The following is a 20,950-nucleotide window of genomic DNA, read 5'->3' on the forward strand; positions in this document are numbered from 1 at the left end:
CTACTCCTCCCCCAGCTTCGGACCCGAAGAATGGCCGCCCTTGTCACCCTCCTTCAGGGTGTGAGCAGCGACCTGAGCTGCTTCCCTTGCGTGTCCCCGTGCTGACGACGGGGACGCGCGCCCCACCCCGGCGGCGCCGCTCGCAGTGCCGCCAGTGCTCGCGCTAGAGAGCTGGTCCACGGTTGCGGCTCGGGCAGACGTGCCCGCAGCCGAAGATGCTCCCGTAAGCGATGCCGCAGAGCGGACCGCAGCCATAGAACCGCCTGCCGCAACGCGAAGACCACCCGCGGCCGCCGCTCCGCCGCCGATCGCGATAGCCGCCGCGCCTGCCACCGTTCCAGCTGCCGCGCCGGCGCCAAGCTGGGGCGCGCCAGAGACCAAGCCCGCCGCGATTCCCGGGCCGAAGATGCCAAGCCCAAACAGCGAAAGGGCTGCAAGCAAGAGGCTCATCGCCGACACGATGTCGACCGGCCGCGTCAACGTGCTCGCGAGCTGGCCGAAGATGGTCGAGCCAATGCCGATGATAATTGCGAGCACCATCACCTTCACCCCCGAGGCGACCACGTTGCCGAGCGTCTTTTCCGCCAGGAATGCGGTCTTGCCCCATAAGGCGAACGGCACGAGAATGAAGCTTGCAAGCGTCGTCAGCTTGAATTCGATCAGGGTGACGAAGAGCTGCACCGAGAGGACGAAGAACGCGAGCACGATCAGGATCCAGCAAAACAGCAGGATCAGGATCGTTGGCAGGTTGGTCAGGACGTCAAAGCCTGAGAACTGGCCGGTTTCCTCCAAAAGAGGATGAGCGGCCGTAAACCCGGCAGAGGCGACAAAGCCCGGCCGCGCCAGGTCGGCGGCGCTTAAGCTTCCGCCGGATGCCTTTAGGCCGATGCTGGAGAATGACGCGAAGACGATATCAGCGAGGCTTTTGAAGTTGCCGATAATGAACGCGAAAGCGCCGACATAAAGTACCTTCTTGGCAAGCGTGACCAGGATGTGGTCGTCCGCGCGTATGCTCCAGGCAAGGCCGGCAAGCGTCAGGTCGATGCCGATCAACGTTGAACTCAAGAATGAGACATCGCCGGACAGAAGACCAAATCCAGAGTCGATGTAGCGCGAGAAGGTCTCGGTAAAGCGGTCAATGACGGAGAGATCAGCCATGGCGCCCTCACCTACTTGCCGCTGGTGTAGGCATGGCCATCGCCGATGAAGCGGGTAAATCGCTCCTTTGCGGCGGCCGACGACGCCTGCTGTTCGGCGGCACGCAACGTGTCCGCGCGCGCCTGCGTTGCCATGAGCGCCTGGGTCTGCAACGACTGCTTGATCTGGAGGCCAAGCAGTTCGTTGCCTGACTGTTGGGCCTGCAACGAGCCGACCGCCGCGGACGAATTCGCCATCAGCGTTCGAAGCGTCTGGCCGTCCTGGTCCAAGCCACTTACAATGGCGGATTGAACGGTGAGCGACTGCTTCAGTCCATCGTAGCTATTGTCCCAACGCGCTGTCGCGTCCTGCACCATCTTGTCCGACGAGACGGCCGCTGCGTATTCGCGAGGGTAAAACCGCCCAAAATCCTGCTGCGTCTTCTGAACGTCGAACGAGATGTTCTTTGCCTGACTGATCAGGCCATTCATCTGATTCATCGTCGAGGAGAGCTGGCCGACGACGCTTGTGGGCAAGCTCGTGAGGTTCTTGGCCTGATTGAGCAACGACTGCGCCTGGTTTTGAAGGCTTCTGACCTGATTGTTGATCTGCTCAAGCGTGCGAGCAGCCGTCAGGAGATTCTGGCTGTAGTTCGATGGATCGAAGACGACAACTTGCGCCCCCAGCCGGTGGGACCCGTTCAGCGCAATGACGAGGGACAGCGCTACAATTGCGCTCGCTTTTAGCGTCTGGCATGCGACAGGCGTGCCAAAGATCTTCAGCATGGATAGCTCCTCAGATGTTAGGATTGGGGTCAGGCTTTCTGGGTCTGTTCGAAGGTGCTGATCAGGTTCGCGGCCCAGTGCAGGTCTCGTTCGGCGAGATAGCGCTTGGCAAAATGATGGGGGCCCGAGCGGGACAGAACCGCGTCGATGGCACGCTGATCCTCAGGCGAGGATGCTGCGACGATCGCGAGCGCTACCGGTCCGAGGCCTAACTCGAACAGGCGGTTACCGGCGCGGGACTGCAGATAGTAGTCGCGCTTGGGAAACGCCTCCGAGATCAACCGAACTTGCGTGTCGTTCAAGCCGAACCGGCGATAGGTCTCGGTCTGGGTCGGCTCCAGTGCACGTGGATTCGGCAGAAAAATCCTGCTTGGACAGGATTCGATGATCGCAGGCGCAATCTGGCTGTCGGCGATATCGGCGAGCGACTGGGTCGCGAAGATGACCGAGACGTTCTTCTTGCGCAGCGTCTTCAGCCATTCACGAATGCGGCTTGCGAACAGCGGATCGTCCAGAAACACCCAGGCTTCATCCAGCACCAGCAATGTGGGACGGCCGTCGAACCGGTCCTCGAGGGTGTGGAAGAGATAGGTCAGAACCGGCGCCACCAGGCCTGGCAACGCCATCAGCTCTTCCATCTCGAAGGTCAGCACGTCCGCGCCGGAAAGACGGTCGGCGTCTGCATCCAGGAAACGACCGTAGGGTCCTTCGAGCGTGTAGGGCTGCAGCGCCTGCCGCAGGGCGTCGCGGGCAAGCAACGCTACGAGCCCGGTGATTGTCCGCTGGGAAACGGGCGCAGACCCGAGGCTTCTCAGCGCCGACCAGAGCGTCTCCTTGACATCCGGCGTTACGGTCACGCGCTCATGGGCGAGCACGCCGCAAAGCCAGTCGAGCGCCCAGAGCCTCGCTCCCTCCTCCGCGACATCCTTGAGCGGCTGGAATGCAATGCCGCCCTTGGCGCCCAGTTCATACCAGGCTCCTGATAACGCGAGCGTGGTAGCCCGTGCCGACCGACCCTTGTCAAACGTGATCAATTGGGCGTTGGGATAGCGCCGGAATTGAAGGGCGAGCATCGAAAGCAGGACCGACTTGCCCGCCCCCGTAGGACCGACGATGATCGTATGCCCGACGTCGCCAGCGTGGAGCGACAACCGGAACGGGGTCGAGCCTTTGGTCTTGGCGATCAGAAGTGGCGGTCCATCGAGATGCTCGCATCGTTCGGGTCCGGCCCATACCGCTGACAATGGGCACATGTGGGCCAGGTTCAGCGTATGAACGATGGGCTGGCGGATGTTGGCATAAGCTTGCCCCGGCAGACCGCCGAGCCAGGCCTCAACCGCATTGACGCTCTCACGGATCGCCGTGAACCCGCGGCTATTGATCACCCGCTCGACCGCGCGGATCTTCTCGTCTGCTTGATGCGAATCCTCGTCGCTTACGGTGACTGTCGTCGTGATGTAGCCGAAAGCAACCAGATCGTCGCCGAGCTCGGAGAGCGCCGCATCGGCGTCGAGAGCCTTGTTGCTGGCATCGGTGTCGAGCAGCGCCGCCTGCTCGTTGAACATGACTTCCTTCAGGATCGCACCGAGCGATTTCCGCTTGGCAAACCACTGCCGCCGATAGCGCGACAGCGTCGCGTTTGCCTGCGTACGATCCAACGGAATGAACCGGGTTGCCCAGCGGTAGGCAACGCCAAGCCGGTTCAGTTCGTCGAGCAGGCCCGGAAAGGTAACGTGCGGAAACCCGAGGACGGTGAGCGCACGCAGATGGCTCCGCCCGATGGCCGGAGACAATCCGCCGGTCAGCGGTTCGTCGCTCAGGAAGCAATCGAGATAGGCGGGAGTCTTGGGAACGCGGACCGGATGGCGCTTCGTCGAGACGCAGCTATGAAGATAGGTGAGCGTCTCCGTATCGTTGAGGGGCCAGATCTCGGGCAAGACCGACGAGAGCAGATCGATCGCCCGGTCGGTTTCCTGGATGAACAGTTGGAGGTGATCCCGGTAGCCCTGCTCGCTTCTTTCACGTCCTTGCTGGACGTCGATATCGGCGTCGTGATTGTCGCCAAATGTTGCATTCTCGCGTCGATCAGCATCCGCGGTCGATTGATCCCGACGAATGCGCCGACCTCTCCTGGCCGCGCGATCCTTCTCCGTTGGACGCTCGAGGAACAGGCCCTCAAGGCGCGAGATCCGCTCGGCCGGCGGCAAGTACATCAGGGTCAGATGCAGCACGCTTTCAAAATGCTGCCCGCTGGGGCGTGACGGATCCTCCCATGCTACGCCGGCGGGGCCTTCAAAGCCGGCGCGCCGTTCCTCATCGATCAGCCAGGATACCGGATCCGGAAACTCCGACCGCGGGTATTCGGAGGCCGCCATGCGCGTGGCATCAAAGAAGAGAGCCCAGCCTGAGCCGAAACGCTTCAGAACATTGTTGACGCGGGACGCCACGCTCATCAGCTCGGCCTCGGTCGCGCTGTCGAGATCGGGCCCGCGATAGCGCATCGTCCGCTGAAAGCTGCCATCCTTGTTCAGGATGACGCCCGGCGCGACCAGGCATGCCCATGGCAGCCAATCAGCGAGCCGATAGGCATTGCCGCGGAATTCTCTCAAGTTCAGCATGCGAGCCGGCCTTTGTGCTTGGTGTGACGGATGGCAACCTCGACGAAGGCTGGGTCGCGTTTGGCGAGCCAAACGGCAGCGCTGTGGCCGATCACCCAGAGGATGAGGCCTGCGAGCCAAAGGCGCAGGCCGAGCGCCAGCACGGCCGAGAGAGTCCCGATCAGGATGGCGGCGGCACGCGGGGCACCGCCGATCAGGATGGGCTCAGTCAACGAGCGGTGGAGGACAAGTTCAAAACCATCGGGACGCATCAGATCAGTGCTCCGCCGCCGAACGAGAAGAACGAAAGGAAGAAGGAGCTTGCGGCGAAGGCGATCGAGAGACCGAACACGACCTGGATCATCTTGCGGAATCCTCCGGAGGTGTCGCCGAAGGCAAGCGATATGCCGGTCACCGTGATGATGATGACGGCGACGATCTTGGCGACAGGCCCTTGGACGGATTCCAGGACGCGCTCGAGCGGGGCTTCCCATGGCATGCCCGAACCAGCGGCGTGTGCCGCCGTGACACTGAGGAGCATGCAAGTCGAGGCCACGCCGAGCTCGACTAGAGGCAAACCGCCGACCGAACAGAAGCCGCGAAGGCGCGAACGCACGTTTAGACGCAGTCGAATAGACATGTTGCAGTCTCCTTAAGGTCAGGGGCGATGGGCGGTGTTCGGAAGTCCGGGCGGGGTCTCGAGCAGGTAGTCGCCCGACGGATCGAGGCCTTTGAGCTCGGCGACGGCCTCAATGCGCCGCGCGGGCCCCCGGCCCTTGATGAAGACGATCAGGTCGATCGCCTCGGCAATGAGCCGGCGTGGCACGGTTGCGACCGCCTCCTGAATGAGTTGCTCAATCCGATACAGCGCAGCTCGTGCCGAGTTGGCGTGGACGGTGGCAATTCCGCCGGGATGGCCCGTATTCCAGGCCTTCAGCATGTCGAGGGCTTCGGCGCCTCTGACCTCGCCGACGATGATGCGGTCGGGCCGCAAACGCAGCGTGGAGCGCACCAGATCGGCAAGGCTTGCCACACCCGGCTTGGTGCGGAGCGTCACGGCGTCCTTGGCATCACAGCGCAGCTCGCGGGTGTCTTCGATGACGACCACCCGCTCTTCGAGGCCGGCGATCTCCGCAAGAAGCGCATTGGCGAGCGTCGTTTTGCCCGAGCCGGTGCCCCCGACGATCAGGATGCTGCGCGCTTCGGTGACCGCCGATGTCAGCACCTTTGCCATCAATGGCGAGGCGATCTGCGCCTTGACGTAGTCGGACAGTCGGAACGTGGTCGTTGCGGGTTTGCGGATCGCAAAGCATGGCGCGAGCGAGACGGGTGGCAAGACGCCTTCAAAGCGCTCACCAGTCTCGGGGAGCTCCGCCGAGATGATGGGAGACGAACCGCTCGCTTCCGCCCGCACGTGGCTCGCAACAAGCCGGATGATCCGCTCCGACTCCTGCGGCGTCAGAACGACGCCGGTGTCAGCGCGGCCTGTCCCGTGCCGATCAAGCCAAAGCCTCCCATCGGGATTGACCATGACCTCGACGACATCAGGCTCTTCCAGAGCAAGCGCGATCGCGGGTCCCATCGCGGTCCGCAGCATGCCGCGGCGTCGTTCGCGAGTCTCTGGCGAGAGGAGATCAGACATTGCCGACCTCCTCTCGCGGTGCCGGAGAACGCTCCGGCGGCTCACCCGTCGCGTTCGGCGCGCGGGATCCTGTATCGGCAGTTTGGGCAGCGCCCAGAGGGGCGCCCTCCTCTAGGTTCCGCATGAAGAGATCCGGTTTCGAGGCGCTGACGCGGTCCATGACGTCGGCGACTAGCCGGCCACCGGAGGCGACGCGTTTGCCGACCTGGGCGACAAACATCTCGAACCGCTCCCGGCCCAGCGCACGCGCGGCGTCCTGATCTTGCGAGGGCAGCGGCGGGGTGATGGTCAGGTAGTAGCGGATGAACAGCGCGATGGTCTCAGCCAGGATGCTCACGTCGCGGTCGGCGCGTTCCAGTTGCCGGCTCATCCGGTCCAACCTTCGGATCAGCGCCGCATCGCCGCTCGTGTCCCGCTCGGGGTTGAGGAAGCGATCCAGCGCGGCATCGACAATGGCCGATTTGTTGGCCCCGGGGCGCTTGGCTGCGAGCTCAAGCCGCTCTGCCACGCTGTCGGAGACATAGGCCGATAGTTTGGGTTTCATCGGGGATGCTCTTCAGAACGAGGGAAAAAGATCGTCGTCGTCGCGGGTGACCGCATGGGCTCGGCGCACGTTGCTTGACGCGCTTGCTGCCTGCTGCATCTGGCTGCGGTCGGCGGCGATGTCGGCCTCGTCGTCGAGCAATCGCTCCTCGAAGGCGCGAGGCTCGTTCACAGCCGGTGAGGCCTCGTCGAACAACGCCAGTTGCTGCTTGAGACCACCCTCCTCGCCGCCGGTCTGCATGAGTTCGCGATAAAGCAGGGTCGCAAGGCGAAGGTCGGTGGTGCGAACCTCGCCGCGCCAGTCGTTAGTCCGGGCCGGCGGCCGATCGGTATATTCGTCGCCCACCAAGTCTGGCGGCTTGCGCAGACGACTGACGAAGTTTGCGTCCTCATAGTGCCGCAGCTTGATCGCCCGGACCGGTGCCAGCCCCGAAACCAGCACGATGGCGTGGTCGGGCGGCAGCTGCATCACCTCGCCCGGCGTCAGCAAAGGACGCGCGGTCTCCTGGCGGCTGACCATGACGTGGCCAAGCCAGGGAGCCAGCCGGTGACCGGCATAGTTGCGCTGTGCGCGTAGTTCGGTCGCGGTGCCGAGGGCGTCCGAGATGCGTTTGGCGGTGCGCTCGTCGTTGGCGGCAAAAGCAATGCGGACGTGGCAATTGTCCAGGATCGCGTTGTTCTCGCCGTACGCCTTGGCGATCTGGTTGAGCGACTGCGCGATCAGGTAGGCGCGGATGCCATAGCCGGCCATGAAGGCGAGCGCGCTTTCGAAGAAGTCGAGCCGGCCGAGAGCAGGAAACTCATCCAGCATCATCAGGAGCTGGCGGTGCCTGCGGTCGCCTGCCTTGGTGTTCAGCGTCTCAGTCAGCCGGCGGCCGATCTGGTTGAGGATCAACCTGATCAGCGGCTTGGTCCGGCTGATGTCCGATGGCGGAACGACGAGATAGAGCGTGACCGGCTTGTCGGCACTCACGAGATCGGCGATGCGCCAGTCGCAGCTCTCGGTGTTTCGGCTGACGATGGGGTCGCGATAGAGGCCGAGAAAGCTCACGGCGGTCGACAGAACGCCAGAGCGTTCGTTTTCGGACTTGTTGAGCAGCTCTCGCGCAGTCGCGGCGACGACCGGGTGTACCTTCGGCTCGGCCTCGGTGCCAAGATGATTGGTGGCCAGCATGATCCTGAGCGTCTTCTCAAAGGACTGCGCAGGGTCGGCCAGGATCTCGGTGACCCGGGTGAGCGTCTTTTTCTCTTCCGCATAAAGGACGTGAAGAATGACACCGACCAGAAGCGAATGACTGGTCTTTTCCCAATGGGTTCGGCGTTCGAGCGCCCCTTCGGGATCGACCAGGATGTCGGCAATGTTCTGGACGTCGCGGACTTCGGCCGCCCCTTTGCGCACCTCAAGCAGCGGGTTGTAGCGAGCGCTTCTTGGATCGGTCGGATTGAACAGGAGGCAATGCGAGAACGTCGAACGCCAACCGGAGGTCAATTCCCAGTTTTCGCCCTTGATGTCGTGGACCACCGCAGACGAGGTCCAGGACAGCAATGTGGGCAGCACCAGTCCCACGCCCTTTCCCGACCGTGTCGGAGCAAAGCACATGACGTGTTCCGGTCCATCATGGCGCAGATAGTTGTTCTCGAGCCGCCCCAGGAACACGCCCTTCGACGCGAACAGGCCAGCGGTCTTGATTTCCTTCGGCGTAGCCCATCGAGCCGAACCGTAAGTCGTCACCAATTGGCTTTGGCGGGCGCGCCACACCGAATTGACGATCGCAAACATCGCCCCTGCAATGCCGCCGGCTGCGGCGATGGCTCCTCCCTCCTCGAAGATCTTGGGCGCATAGGCCTCGTAGGCAAACCACCATTCGAACAGCCGCCAGGGCAGATAGACCGGATAGCTGACGATCAAGAACCAGGGCTCACCCAGCCGCTGCTGGTAGCCGAGAGCCGCGGCGGTCCATTGCGTCGCGCTCCAGGTCGACGCGACAACGATGCCGAGGACGACGGCAATCTGACCGACATAGATTTTTGCTGGAAACATCCGGCTCGCCCCACCCACTCACCCCACGTGAGCGGCGCGATGAAAGGGGCGAATGCGCTTAGCGTTCAATCGAAATAAAAATCGCGTCCGGGAAGCGAGAGCAATGTCGATGAGGCGTGCGAGAGGCGAGAAGGATCTGCGTCAAATCTCGGCCGAGATGACCCAACGCCTCAACAAAAGGTGAGTGACCAGCTCAATTTGGATGATCCTTCGCGGACAGCGGCGCGCCGAACGCAGGTTGCCAAGGTCAGGGGCGGAACCAGCCAAACAACGCAATTGATGGGCCAGGCGCGCCGATTCGGCACGAAATCACGGTTAATTCCTGTTATACTCACTTCGCGGAGTGAGTATAAACCCGCTGGACGCCCGGTTTGATGCCAATTATACTCAATCCGCAAGCTGAGTATAAACTCGGGAAACGACCATGCCTGCCCCCACCCTCGTCGCCCAGACGACCTATGCCGAGCTCCTTGAGCGCACCGCCAACGCCGCCTTTCAGGATGCGTTCGCGGCGGCCGGCTCGTTCACGGCCAAGAGCATCAACGGCCGCAGATATTGGTACTTCCAGACCGGCACCGGCGCCGAGCGGTCTCAGCGCTATGTCGGGCCGGAGACGCCGGAACTCCTGGAGCGCATCGCCCATCACAAGGAAATTCGCGAGGACGAACGCGAGCGCCGGGCGCTTGTGTCCACCCTGGTCCGCTCGTTCAGTTTTCCCCGTCCCATTCCCGAGATCGGCGACGTCATCGCAGCACTTGCCAAGGCTGGCGTATTTCGCCTTCGCGGCGTGCTCGTCGGAACGATCGCCTACCAAACCTATGCTGCGATGCTTGGCGTTCGCCTCTCCGCCGGCTCGCTGCAGACCGGCGACGTCGACATTGCTCAGTTCAAGAATGTCTCGGTGGCGGTCGAGGACTCCACGCCGCCCGTTCTGGACGTGCTGAAGGAAGTCGACAAAACCTTTCGTGCCGTCCCTCACGTATCTGATGGCCGGCGCGTGACGAGCTACGCCGCCAAAGGCGGCTTGCGCGTCGACTTTCTCACGCCCCACGAGGGCAAGGAGACGGGCCGTCCCCAAAAGCTACCTGCCCTGCACACGGACGCCCAGCCACTGCGCTTCCTGGACTTTCTGATCCGCGATCCTGAGCCGGCGGTGATCCTGCATGGCGCCGGCATCTACGTGCACGTGCCGGCTCCTGCGCGCTACGCTGTCCACAAGCTCATCGTCTCCCGTAGGCGCCCGGAAGGGTTGGCAAAACGCGACAAGGACCTGCAGCAGGCCGAGGCCTTGCTCGCGGTTCTCGCCGAGAAGCGGCCCCAGGAGCTGAAATCTGCCTGGGAGGAGGCCCATGGCCGCGGTCCCAAGTGGCGCCAATTGATGCTCGAAGGACTGGCTTTGCTTGCTGGCTCCGTTCGTGACGTGGTGCTCAAGACCATTGGCGCGCCTCGCTCGGTCATTCCCGGCATCGATCTCTCCTTCGACAATCCGCCTGCTCGCTATGATTTCAGCCGCGACGTCGTGACCTTCCAGGGCCAGGCACTCGGCGGCGCGGTCAACTGCGCGGTCAGCCGCGAGGCGCTGGACGACCATTTCGGTGCCGACGGTCTCGGGCAAGAAGGTCGGCTGCAAGCGTTCCTCAAGAACAGGTCGAGGATCGAGGAGATCGTTCGCGCCAAATATCTCACCTCCCCGGTCGACGAGCCCGGCGCCCTTCTGGTCAAGACGTCCGATGTCGATCATTTTTCGACGCAACGAGCACCCAAACGGAAGTAGGCCCTTCGTCATCGTCCAATCCCGCGCTTCATGCCGATCGACCACGATATGCCCTCCCCGCCGACCTGACCGGTGACCAATTGTCCGCGGGCTCGCTCCAGCACAGGCCGCCACGGCACCAGCACGAACTCATGGGATCGCTCGATCAGGGCGAACCGTCCACTGTTCAGCGTCAGCATCCGCCGGTAGACGCCGTCGATCTTGTCGCCGGCCTTCGCATCGAGGCGTTCAAGGCCGGTGCGCGCGGATATCTCCGCAGCGGTCCGTGCCAGCTCGCGTGTCTCGAGGGTCTTGAGCATGTTCCGCGCGAAACGCACCTGTCCGCCTTCCTCTCGTGCCAGCCCCTGCTCGATCAGCCATTGCCGTCTCGCTCGCAACGCGGTCTCGACTTCCGCGCCAAAGCCGGTCGACGCGAGTTCAGCCGGCTCCTTCCCAACGAGCTTACGATCGAGCCAGGTTGCACCCAACGCCTGCGGCAGATCCTCCAGCCTTTGCCATGAGAGCACCGCGACCCGCACCGGACTACGCGATTGCTGAAGTTTCTCGTACCGAAGCGCCCGGTCGAGATAGTCCCGCCCCACGCTCCAGCTGCCGTCGGCAAGACGGCTTACCAGCCCTTGGCGCCGCATCGCCTCCAGGCGCCGCACGTGCGATCCGACATATTCGCCGGAGGCCTTCGGATCGAATTCTCGATGCAGACGATCGCTGTAAATACCGTCATGCATGTTGGCTATCTCTGCGATCGTCCGGTCGGTTGCGCGCGGTTCGGCAACGCGCGATCTGAGCTCCAGAATCGTGTTCCGGACAGGTGGCTCCTCATTGGCACCGAGGGTACCGAGCTCGGCATAGTGCGTTCGGCCGTCCACCCCATCGATGACGACATAGCGGCGTTCCGTCAGTTCGTCAGCAAACCCTTCGCCAACGACCCGCCCGACCAGGCTATGAACGCCTCGTTCCGGATCAAAGATCGTGTAGTCACCGGCCGCCCGTGCAATTCCCGCAGCGGCCATCTCACGGTGCATGGTCTTGATGATGTCGCCCCGCTCCCCCATGCGTCTGAGCTTTGGCTCGAGCTCGGCGTCGATCCGCCACCGGCCGGGCTCATTCTCCTCTGCCAAGCCCATGCGCTCCAACGTTCGCAGCCGTCCAATCCGCGCCGTTTGCCAGAAGGGTTCCCGTCCTGACAGCGCACCCAGCTCAAGAACTCCGCCTTGAGCATCTCGCAGGATGCTCCGGTCAAGCCGCGTGAGCCGCTCGGCCGTGATCTCCTGCTGAAGCTTGCGAGCGACCTCGATCTCTGTTTCAGGGCCGAGCTCTCGCGTGATGAGCTCGGCCGCCCGCGCTCGAAAGCCGTGAGCGATGTAGTCGCGGGCGATGACGAGGTCGTTTCCATCGCCGTCCTTGCCACGCAAGACGATGTGCGTATGGGGATGGCCGGTGTTGAAATGATCGGCAGCAACCCAGTCGAGCCTGGTGCCGAGGTCCTGCTCCATCTGCCGCATGAGGTCGCGGACGAACGGCTTCAGGTCGGCCAGCTCTGCGCTGTCCTCCGGCGCCACGATAAACCGGAACTGATGGCGATCCCCCGTGCTGCGTTCCGTAAAGGCTTTGCTATCGGCGCGATCATTGCTGGCGTCGTAAAGCTCCCCTGGCTCGTCTTCGCGCGTGACACCGTCGCGTTGGACGTAACGAAGGTGGGCTCGCATGGCACTTAAGTCACCTGACTTGATCCGCACGATCCGTGCCTTGACTACGACACGGCGCTGGCCCTGGCTTTGTCCGCGCCCGGCCAACACCGCCCCCTGCGCATGGCCGCGGCCGATGCGGCCACCGGTAAACGACGTACCCGCCCGCGCGCTGGCACCAGCCTTCGACGCCTCCTGGCGGACGCGCCGAAGATAGCTATCCGCCCTTTTGGCTTTGCGGTTGCCAATCCGCCCGAGCTTCACTTCGAATTCGTCGTCGACCTCGCGCATGGCATGCATCCGCCGTTGGGAGAAGCTGCCGATATGTAAAGCCGACGAGCGCTCGCCAAGACGCAGACGCAATTGCGCAAGAGCGCCATGGCGTTGGGGCGAACCTGTCGACAATGAAGATCCGGAGAGCGCCAAATCTTGGATGTGCAGACAACAACTTAAGCGCCCCGTGGCGCCAGTGCTTTTATCTTGCCCTCCCGCTTCGCTGTCCGTTGATCTCAATGGAAGAGCTTGCTTGACCGCAGCTTCGCTATCTGCCCGAACAAAGGCTCAGCGGCATGCTAGGGGAAGGTGCGCGCCCCTTTTCTGATACGCACGATCGTTGCCATGGGCAACTTCAATTATCTGGATTCCAGGTCCAGAGCGGATGCGCCACGCCCAGGACGTCGCAGCGCAGCACCGGGCCGAAGTATCGCGAGTCGAACGAATGAGGGTGCGGCTGCAGCAAGAAGAACTCTCCTTCAACAAGCCGCAAGCAGCCTTCCCAGGTTGGCAGGGGCCGTCCCCCTCGATCGTTCTGAAGCACCTCTACAATGACCTTTCCATTAACCAAGATTGATTCGATCGGTGCTCTGGCGCGGCACACTTCATCGCCGCCGGCCGCAGCCACCTGCTTCAGAAGGGGTACGGGCCGCGGCAAAACGCCATGCGCGATGATCAAAAGCTCAATAGCCGGCGGCGGTCTGAACAGCGCCAGTTCACCGTGCGCGGGCAGCCGTTGCTCCAGATAGTAGAAGCCGAGTGGCGCGCTGCCCGAGGCATTGTAGATCAAAAGCGGCATCCCGCTCGCGAAGGAAATCAGCACTGCGATGATGCTGGCGCACATGGCCGAGAGCACGGCCAGTTGGCGCCAGCGACTTGCGCGATCAATCAGCATCGGAGGTTGACCTCCGCTTATTGGCTTGCGAATATTCGATGAGGTCTTCGATATGATAGCGGACATAGCGTCCGTGCTTGCGGTAGGCAGGCCCTCTACCGTTCACCCGCATTTTTTCAAGGGTATTCTTGGTGAGGCGCAGCCAGGCGGCAGCCTCTACCGTGTTGAGAAACGGCTTATCGGACCCTTTGTCGTCAGTCTTCGTCATTTCCGAGGCTCCTTCTCACCTAAATCGTCAAGCACGAGACGTGAGAAGAAGCGTCGTCACATTAGCAACCTGATTGGGAGTGGCGAATGCGGCAGGGGCTGTTTCGCCATCCTGCGAAAGCAAGTCTCGTCAAGCAGCCGCGACAAGAAACGGCTAGCTCAGGAGATCGCGATAGCCGCCCTTCATCAATTCGGTTCCCTTGGCAACAAGCCGTCGCGTGCGATCCTTCAAGAATTGACTATGCCCGTACCATTCCTCCGCAACTTTTTTCTCCCCGAAGATCGCGATTGCGATCTGGCGGTAGGTCTTGCCCTCCAGGCTTTCATCGAGCGCGATCAGGGCGTGGTGCATACGTTCGTCGCTTGCGAATGGCGGCGTTTGTATTGTCCTCTGGCCAGGCTCGGTGAAACGCTTCAGGCGCTTCAGAAGTTCGATTTGCGCGGAGAGGTCGCCGAGGCCATGGAGCTCAAAGACCGGCGCAAATGCCGCAGTCAGGGCATGAAGACCGCGGATTTCGAGGGGGACATGAACGCCCGCTCCCTTCACCAACACCAACGGGACCTCGTCGACACCGATGACCGCCATTCGATTGAACTTGAAGTCCGCAAGCGTAGACGGGGGCGTGTTTTCGTTGCCATTTTGCCTTTGGGTGTTGAGGCGGATCACCCGCTTCAGGGCATCGACGTGCCAGAACACCGGTGCCTGCCGGGCGCATAGCGCGGGGTCGGCAAAGGCATAAAGTCCCCATCGTTCGGCGCGAGGAAAGCGTCGTCGCAGCCGCAACAGCCACGTCCCATCGCTAAGTCTGATGTACGGCAGACGTCGGGGAACGGAGCCTCGCCACTCGGCGATATAGTCTTTGTTCCGGCGCAAGAACTCCCACGCCCAGTCGCATGCGTCATAGCCCGCCGGATCAAGGCGAGCGACGCCATCGCGCGTACGGCGGTACGAAGACATGACGGGATGGTTCAGGGCCTGCCCCAGGGATAGAAAGCACTTCGGATTGCTGATCGTTTCGGCCAAATGGGGCAACAGAACGGCCCAGCGGGTGCTTTGGGCGCCGATTGGATCATTCCGCCAGTGTCCAAATCATGCCCGCGCAAGTTTCTGCTGGTATCTTTGCGGATCGCCCAACACCGGATCACGTAATGCCAATCGGCCGTGGTTGCGAGAATCCTTCTCTCGCCCCCGTGCTCACCCCACGGCAGACACTCGAACGCGGTAGCCTCACGAACAAGACGTCTCAATGTCAATCTTGCATATTCTGTGGTACGCTTTCTCGTGTGCGGGCCGATTCCGGTCTGCGCAGTAAGCGATCTCATTTGAGATTTAACGGAGGGGCATATGGCCAAGAAAGCGAAGAAGGCGAAGAAGACCACCGTGAAAAAGGCCAAAAAGAAGAAGATGAAGAAGTAAGTCTTCAACGACCTTCTGCTCGTTCCTAGCAAGATGTCTGCTGCGGCAACGTTTGCAATAGTCGACCTCGCTTTGGTCTGAATGGATCGATCAATGGTTGGGCCGGACCGCATGGCGCCTTGGGCACTGTGCAGTCCGGCCCTAAGATTCTTACAGCCTTTCTGGCAGCTCTGCCCTGAGTTGGCCGACGCCTCTAATGCATTCCATTCATCACCGTCACGACCTTCGATAGCAGGACGCCGGTCGAGGTGAGCGCGGCAAGGCTGATAATCATTTGCGCCATGCAAGTGCGCTTAAGCGTCACCGTTTCTGGCTCGGGAAACAACATGAACGGACTCGCCATCGTCAGCTCCGTGAAGTGGTGAACGCGTTTGTAGTGGCCGAGAAATAGGGTGAGTCGCGCCGATCGCGATGCAGTATATTTGTTGCCCATATGGTTGACTCTTCACCGACTCGGCTGCGGCGAACTCGGGGGAACGAATTGAGATGCCGCGCCGAATCGGTTGGCTTAAGTTCAGGTAAACAAAAGATTAACGGCTTCCGTCGCGCGGCTAAAAGGGCCCCGCCCGAGTGGGTCGGGCGGGGCTTCGGTGGAGAGAACCTTAGTCGCCGTTCTTCCGCGGCCGCGACCAGAGCAGGGTATGATCTTCGTCTTCATCCTCGAACAGGTTCGCGTAGATCGGCGCGTTGAACGAAGGATCATCGAGCTTGAGCGAAAGGTAGTCGCGGCCCTCCTCTGACCGCTTCGACCAGGCTGCCCCGATCTCGGCCCGGCCGACATAGACGCGGTGGCTGGGCGCGTTCTCGTTGGTGCGATTGGGCTCGGCGACGATGCGGACGCCCTTCGCTTGCACGCTCAGCGTGACGATCTCGCCCTGAAAATCGTTGCCGATCTTCTTAAAGGAACCGATGTTAGCCATGTCACTTCTCCTTGAGTTTTCGAGCCCGCGACCACCGCGGCCTCGATGGTGATCGAGAGGCCGAATGACGATCGGCGACGCACCCGCTCGCGGGCCGGAGCGTAGCGGAGGACGCTAGCCGGAAGACTTTCTTGGCTCGCGAGGAATGGGCGTCAGCCCAGGGGAAGAAAGTCTGAACGGCGGCGTTGCGGCTCAGACGATCGAGGCGGAGCCGGTCTTCGGCTAGATCAGCCATCAAGAGGCAAGGTGCGTCCGTGCGCTGAACAGCCTTAAGGAGACGGGGCGGCGGACGTCGGTCGTCCTGTACAAGAGATCGATAGGTTCAGGCGAAGAAAGGAAACAACGTGCGGGAAAAGTCGGGCGTGGGCCGCCCCGAAATAGCCGTTAGAGAACGCCCGCCCCGACACTAACAGAGTTGCCGATATGGCATAATGGCCGTGTAGTGCTCTGAGGAGACCACCCCTGCCTGCGATGCCGATCATTGGCGATCTCGACGCGCCTAATGATTGAGGAGAACCCTGGGCGCCGAGCCGAAGGGCTATAGCCGTGCTAGCCGCGAGAACTGGTTGACGTTCGGTTCGCCCTGCCCTGACTGACTGCAGCGGGCCAAGCTCGGCCAAGACGGTCATGCGCGCCCGCCCCCGTGTCACCGATCAAGATCGAACCGATGCAGCCAAGGATCTCGTGCCAGCGCGGGGATGGCACTCCAACATACGATATCCGAGAATCACATAATAACGGCAACGGCGGCCGAAATGGTAAAGACTGCCGCGATGGCTGCGCGCAAGACAAATGACCGTGCGGAGGCAAAGGTGATCTGACCGATGAGGAGCATCATCGCGGCGGGAGCGATGCCGACGAGCAACTCGCCGATGGCGCCCGCACTATGAAATACCATCACGCCGGCAGTGAACCTAACCAGGAATGAAAGGGAATCTACAGCGAGAGCAGAGATCTGAGCAGAATAGACCGACGCGAAGGTATTGAGGAAGTCCGAGAGCAATTCGCGCCTTCCACGATCACCTGGACGCGAGGTTACTCAAGCCGGAACTAGTTAGGAGTGCGGCTCACTGTCTAACCACATTCGAGGTGGCGAATGTGCTCGGGGGCGCAATTGCGTCGGTTACGACGCTTGCCCTATCCAGGGAGATTTCGAAATCGGCATGGACGGCGCTCACGCGCCGCCATCCCCAAACTTCCAGACCGGGATACCGAGTCGTTTCGCCTTGTCGGCGAGATTGCTCTGGATGCCAGTGCCGGGGAAGACCATGACGCCGATCGGCAAGATCTCCAGCATCGCGTCATTGCGCTTGAACGGTGCGGCCTTGGCGTGCTTGGTCCAGTCGGGCTTGAAAGCAATCTGGGGCACCTTGCGATTGGTCGCCCATTTGGCGGCGATCAGTTCGGCGCCTTTCGGCGAGCCGCCATGCAGCAGCACCATGTCAGGATGCTTAGAGTGGACCTTGTCAAGTCGATCCCAGACCAGATGATGGTCATTGAAGTCGAGCCCACCGGTTAGGGCAATTTTGGGGCCGGCCGGCAGCAACAGTTCGGTCTCTGCCCGGTGTTTGGCGGCGAGGAAATCCCTGGAGTCGATCATCGCCGCAGTAAGCTTGCGATGATTGACCAGTGATCCAGAGCGAGGACGCCAGGGCGAGCCGGTATGGACCTGGAAGCGCTCGATGGATTGATCGCGGAAGAGCTCCATGCAGTTGCGACGTTCGACCAGCGTGATGCCTTCGGCCGTGAGCCGCTCGAGTTCGACCGATCTGATTTCCGAGCCGTCCTGCTCACGCTGGCTCTTCCGCTGTGCTTGCTCGTTGGCGTCGAGCTCGCGCTCGATGCGCTCTGTTGCACGGTGGAACAGGTTGACCGTCGACCAGAGCAGGTCATCGAGATCCGGCTCTAGGCGAGTGTCGCTTAGGGTTGCGACGAGGGCGTCGAACATATCGGCGACAGCGCCCGCGATCATCTTGCCTTCGGGAAGCGGCCTCGGGTCTGGCTCGTCGTTCAAAGGACGGTAGCCAAAGAGCTGAAGTTCGCTAATGACGTGATCAATCGGGGATGAGCCCTGCGTTGGTTCGAAATCGAGGTCGTTGCGATCGGATGTCATGGTCGAGGTCCTTTGCCCGGATCGGCCGCGCCCATCGCGGCCTTCGTGCGATCACCTGAGAGCGAGCGGAACGGATCAGAACCCGAAGCGAAGCGAAGGGCCGCAGCGACAGCGGAGGATGGCGAAGTCCGGCTATTTTGTTTCGCGATGCAAAGGCGCGTGGCCGGGCCCCCGCGAAGCTTTCTTCGCGGGGTGAACACCGCCGGCGGAAAATAGCCGGGCGCAGCCATTGCCGGTCCGTCCCGGTTGCTGTCCGATCGCCCTCTAGAAGGCCAGGGCGCGGCCTCTCCTGGGCACCATGGACCTCCCATCGATCTGCCGTGACGACGGCGCCAGCAACGCCGGCTTTAACCCTCCTCCGCCATCACCAAGAAGCGGGTAAAGTCCTGCGGCGCGAGCTGAATGCGCATGGCCGCTCGAAGCTCGTGGATGCCGAACGTGCGGAGATCCTCATTAAAATCTCCCAACCGAGGAGACAAAGCGATCGCCACGATACCAGCAGCCTCCGAGCGCTGCCTGAGGGCAGCCGTCGCTGCGTCTCCCGCCGCATCCGCATCCCGGACGATGTAGAGGCGACGCAGCGTCGGCGGGAGCAGCATGGCAGCTAGGTGATTGGCCGATAATGCGGCGGCCATTGGCAAGTTAGGCAGTGCGCAGCGCAGCGACAGGATGGTTTCGATCCCTTCGCCCGCGACAAGCACATCATACGCCGTACCGAAACGAACTGCGTTGCCGAGCAGATCGCCCATTGCCCTTCGTGGTGTGTCGATCGGCGCCTTGCCGAGCCGGATCGGGTCAAAACCCTCAGGATTAAGCCAGGTCCGGTGCGCGCCTGTTATCCGGCCGTCGAGATCGGTGACGCGGGCAATCATTGCAGGCCAAATCTCGGTCCGCGCGTCCTCATCCGGCCGATAGTAGCAGCGTGGGTGGAAGCGCAGGCTCGCTCCGTAGTGCAGCTCGAAAATGGCGCGTCCGCGCAAATATGCCTCCACGAGGGTCCCCTCGATCGGCCGAGATATCGCGAACAGCCGCCGCGCCGCTTCCGGCGATCCTGCCTTTACTGTAGCGCGGACGGGCTTCGTTGGGAGATCCGGGTGCGGCCGAGGCAGCTTAAGGAAGCGCGTTGCCTCGTCCACGACATCGCGGAATTCTATGAAGCCGCAGGTTTCGCGGATGATGTCGAGGAGATCACCATGTTCGCCCGTGGCGGCGTCGGTCCATTTGCCCGCAGGTCCCTTCGGAGATTTCTGTAACCGCACGAACATCGAGCGGCCTGGCGTGTTGCGGACGTCGCCGACCAGCCAGTAGCGCCCCACGCGCCGACCATTGGAGAGATAGTGGCGGCATACCGCCTCGGCCTCGCGCGCGAGGCGGTATGCCAGTTCGGAAGCATCGAACAGCATCAGGCGGCCTCGCAGTGGGCAGGCTCTTCCGCCGGGGTCAAGGCGAGATCAGGCAAGAACGCGAGCAGATAATCCGCGACTTTGCTGGCCTGCGAAGCGGCGCGGACGATTGCGCGATGGTCTTCGCGGAGCACCTCAAGCCACGAACCAATGTAGTCCGCATGCCGCACGGTCGGCACGATGCCGAGCGAAGCACAGCAGAATGCGGCGGATATCTCCGCGATGATTTCCTCGAAGGCGTATTTCTTGGTACCGTAACTTCCGGATAGATCCCGGTTGAGCCGAGAGGAATGGCCGCTGGCATGAGCCAGCTCATGCAGAGCCGTGCGGTGCCAATTGATCGGCTCAAAGTAGGCGGCCGGAAATGGCACCTGAACGTAGTCCTCAGAGGGACAATAGAAAGCTCGGTCACCGCCGATCCGAAGATCGATGCCGCTGGCACTAATCAGCGCTTCGACTTGTGGCTCGATCATGTGAGGTAACGGGAGAGGCGCCGTCGTCGACACCTTGGCTGGCAGCCCGTCACATTGGTCGGTATTGAACAGCGTAAAACGTTTCAGAAAGGGAATCGCTTTGGTTTCGTCGGCGGCCTCAATCGCCCGCTTCCTCTCCTCTTCGGGCACGAAGCGGTCAGCATAGACGACGGTCGTTCCTCGCTCTCCTTTGCGGACGTGGCCACCCAGAGACAATGCCTGCCGGAAGGTGAGCCAGCTCTGGCCGGAGAAGCCCCGCTCGACCACAGCGCCCCATAGGATCAGGATGTTAATGCCGCTATATCGCCGATGTGTTGCTGCATTGTGAGGCATGGCAAGCGGCGCCTTCGCCGCGGCCGTTCCCCACGGCTGTACCCAGGGCACACACCCCGCCTCTAGCTCGGCAATGAGTCTATTCGTGATCTCGTCATAAAAATTAGCCCGGCCGGGGCTGCTCTGCGAAACTTGATTGTGGCTGGACATCGCGGTTCTCCGCGACGGGCACCGCGAGCCTCTCTCGCGGCTACAAACCCGTCACGGCAATCCAGGCCGCCACTCTTGCCTCTGGAGGTCTCCTCGTCTCGGCCATCTCGGTGGTCTGGACACTGAATGCGATCCAGAGTCCCATCTTTCTCAAAGCCCAGGTCGTGGCTAGACGGTCGTTGCTGACCTCCCAGGTGACCATCCTGGCGCTGCCGCTTACCGCGATCACTCTGCTGGCGCGAGACCCGCAGACCGGCTGCTAGTGACTTGCGGTTGGGTGCCGTACCTGGTGGCGGCCCGTTCGCCGGCGTCACCGTGGACCGCCCCGGCACCGGTGAATCCTGTTTATCGCCATCTTGGTCATGGCGGCAACGCTGGCCTGAATTCCGCTGCTGGCCGGCCTCGGACACCTCGGAATGATCCAGCTGTGTACGGCGACGGCGCTGGTCGGGTGGTGGCGGTGAACGCCGAGATGACCTATCCGGTGTGCGTACCAACGCTGGTGGACCGGACTCGGCTGGGTCCAGGCGGAGAATTTGTTGGAGCTCAGCCAAGCGAGCGC

19 protein-coding genes are annotated in these 20,950 nt (G+C 62.1%); 1 reads left to right on the forward strand and 18 read right to left on the reverse strand.

What is annotated here, in order from left to right; all coding sequences use genetic code 11:
- From trbL to HCN58_RS15890, 8 genes are all read right to left on the reverse strand, one after another.
- Entirely contained in the window at nucleotides 1-1,158 is a 1,158-nt protein-coding gene (trbL, locus tag HCN58_RS15855) for a P-type conjugative transfer protein TrbL (RefSeq protein WP_171580273.1), read from the reverse strand.
- 11 nt (nucleotides 1,159-1,169) lie between these two features.
- Nucleotides 1,170-1,922, reverse strand: a complete 753-nt coding sequence (gene trbJ / locus HCN58_RS15860) for a P-type conjugative transfer protein TrbJ (protein WP_171580274.1) — start codon at nucleotides 1,920-1,922, stop codon at nucleotides 1,170-1,172.
- A 29-nt stretch (nucleotides 1,923-1,951) separates the two neighbouring features.
- A complete protein-coding gene (trbE, locus tag HCN58_RS15865; RefSeq protein ID WP_171580275.1) occupies nucleotides 1,952-4,540 on the reverse strand; it encodes a conjugal transfer protein TrbE in 2,589 nt (862 codons plus the stop codon).
- A complete protein-coding gene (locus HCN58_RS15870; RefSeq protein ID WP_092252230.1) occupies nucleotides 4,534-4,791 on the reverse strand; it encodes a VirB3 family type IV secretion system protein in 258 nt (85 codons plus the stop codon). Before HCN58_RS15870 ends, trbE begins: the two co-directional genes overlap by 7 nt.
- Nucleotides 4,791-5,060, reverse strand: a complete 270-nt coding sequence (locus HCN58_RS15875; RefSeq protein WP_235977108.1) for a TrbC/VirB2 family type IV secretion system protein — start codon at nucleotides 5,058-5,060, stop codon at nucleotides 4,791-4,793. The genes HCN58_RS15870 and HCN58_RS15875 overlap by 1 nt, the downstream gene beginning before the upstream one ends.
- Nucleotides 5,061-5,177: 117 nt before the next feature.
- Nucleotides 5,178-6,161, reverse strand: a complete 984-nt coding sequence (trbB, locus tag HCN58_RS15880; protein ID WP_171580277.1) for a P-type conjugative transfer ATPase TrbB — start codon at nucleotides 6,159-6,161, stop codon at nucleotides 5,178-5,180.
- Nucleotides 6,154-6,705 carry a CopG family transcriptional regulator gene (locus HCN58_RS15885; protein WP_171580278.1) on the reverse strand — a complete coding sequence of 184 codons (552 nt, stop codon included), beginning with the start codon at nucleotides 6,703-6,705 and terminating at the stop codon, nucleotides 6,154-6,156. The genes trbB and HCN58_RS15885 overlap by 8 nt, the downstream gene beginning before the upstream one ends.
- A gap of 12 nt (nucleotides 6,706-6,717) precedes the next feature.
- On the reverse strand, nucleotides 6,718-8,745 hold the full coding sequence (locus tag HCN58_RS15890) for a conjugal transfer protein TraG (protein WP_171580279.1): 2,028 nt from the start codon (nucleotides 8,743-8,745) through the stop codon (nucleotides 6,718-6,720).
- 424 nt (nucleotides 8,746-9,169) lie between these two features.
- On the opposite strand from HCN58_RS15890, the gene HCN58_RS15895 reads away from it, so the two are divergent.
- The gene (locus tag HCN58_RS15895; protein WP_171580280.1) at nucleotides 9,170-10,519 is read left to right on the forward strand and encodes a GSU2403 family nucleotidyltransferase fold protein; all 1,350 of its coding nucleotides are present in this window, start codon (nucleotides 9,170-9,172) and stop codon (nucleotides 10,517-10,519) included.
- A gap of 8 nt (nucleotides 10,520-10,527) precedes the next feature.
- On the opposite strand, the gene rlxS is transcribed toward HCN58_RS15895, so the two are convergent.
- From rlxS to HCN58_RS15945, 10 genes are all read right to left on the reverse strand, one after another.
- Nucleotides 10,528-12,495 (reverse strand): relaxase/mobilization nuclease RlxS, encoded by a 1,968-nt coding sequence (rlxS, locus tag HCN58_RS15900; protein WP_171580281.1) that lies wholly within the window; start codon nucleotides 12,493-12,495, stop codon nucleotides 10,528-10,530.
- A gap of 337 nt (nucleotides 12,496-12,832) precedes the next feature.
- Nucleotides 12,833-13,372 (reverse strand): S26 family signal peptidase, encoded by a 540-nt coding sequence (locus HCN58_RS15905; RefSeq protein WP_171580282.1) that lies wholly within the window; start codon nucleotides 13,370-13,372, stop codon nucleotides 12,833-12,835.
- On the reverse strand, nucleotides 13,362-13,580 hold the full coding sequence (locus tag HCN58_RS15910) for a helix-turn-helix domain-containing protein (protein ID WP_171580283.1): 219 nt from the start codon (nucleotides 13,578-13,580) through the stop codon (nucleotides 13,362-13,364). Before HCN58_RS15910 ends, HCN58_RS15905 begins: the two co-directional genes overlap by 11 nt.
- A gap of 153 nt (nucleotides 13,581-13,733) precedes the next feature.
- Nucleotides 13,734-14,603, reverse strand: a complete 870-nt coding sequence (locus HCN58_RS15915) for a DUF2285 domain-containing protein (RefSeq protein WP_171580284.1) — start codon at nucleotides 14,601-14,603, stop codon at nucleotides 13,734-13,736.
- Between the two features lie 586 nt (nucleotides 14,604-15,189).
- Nucleotides 15,190-15,429, reverse strand: coding sequence for a hypothetical protein (locus HCN58_RS15920; RefSeq protein ID WP_171580285.1), 240 nt, complete (start codon nucleotides 15,427-15,429; stop codon nucleotides 15,190-15,192).
- A 169-nt stretch (nucleotides 15,430-15,598) separates the two neighbouring features.
- Nucleotides 15,599-15,916: a DUF736 domain-containing protein gene (locus HCN58_RS15925; RefSeq protein ID WP_171580286.1), complete on the reverse strand. Its 318-nt coding sequence runs from the start codon at nucleotides 15,914-15,916 to the stop codon at nucleotides 15,599-15,601.
- Nucleotides 15,917-16,643: 727 nt separating this feature from the next.
- Nucleotides 16,644-16,919, reverse strand: coding sequence for a hypothetical protein (locus tag HCN58_RS15930; protein ID WP_171580287.1), 276 nt, complete (start codon nucleotides 16,917-16,919; stop codon nucleotides 16,644-16,646).
- Between the two features lie 171 nt (nucleotides 16,920-17,090).
- Complete coding sequence (locus HCN58_RS15935; RefSeq protein WP_171580288.1) at nucleotides 17,091-18,029, reverse strand: DUF2493 domain-containing protein; 939 nt, start codon at nucleotides 18,027-18,029, stop codon at nucleotides 17,091-17,093.
- Between the two features lie 347 nt (nucleotides 18,030-18,376).
- Nucleotides 18,377-19,432 carry a DUF7146 domain-containing protein gene (locus tag HCN58_RS15940; protein WP_171580289.1) on the reverse strand — a complete coding sequence of 352 codons (1,056 nt, stop codon included), beginning with the start codon at nucleotides 19,430-19,432 and terminating at the stop codon, nucleotides 18,377-18,379.
- Nucleotides 19,432-20,388, reverse strand: a complete 957-nt coding sequence (locus tag HCN58_RS15945) for an ArdC family protein (protein ID WP_171580290.1) — start codon at nucleotides 20,386-20,388, stop codon at nucleotides 19,432-19,434. Before HCN58_RS15945 ends, HCN58_RS15940 begins: the two co-directional genes overlap by 1 nt.
- Nucleotides 20,389-20,950 lie beyond the last annotated feature (562 nt).

This window comes from Bradyrhizobium australiense, from assembly GCF_013114825.1.
In the GTDB taxonomy this organism is placed as follows: Bacteria; Pseudomonadota; Alphaproteobacteria; order Rhizobiales; family Xanthobacteraceae; genus Bradyrhizobium; species Bradyrhizobium australiense.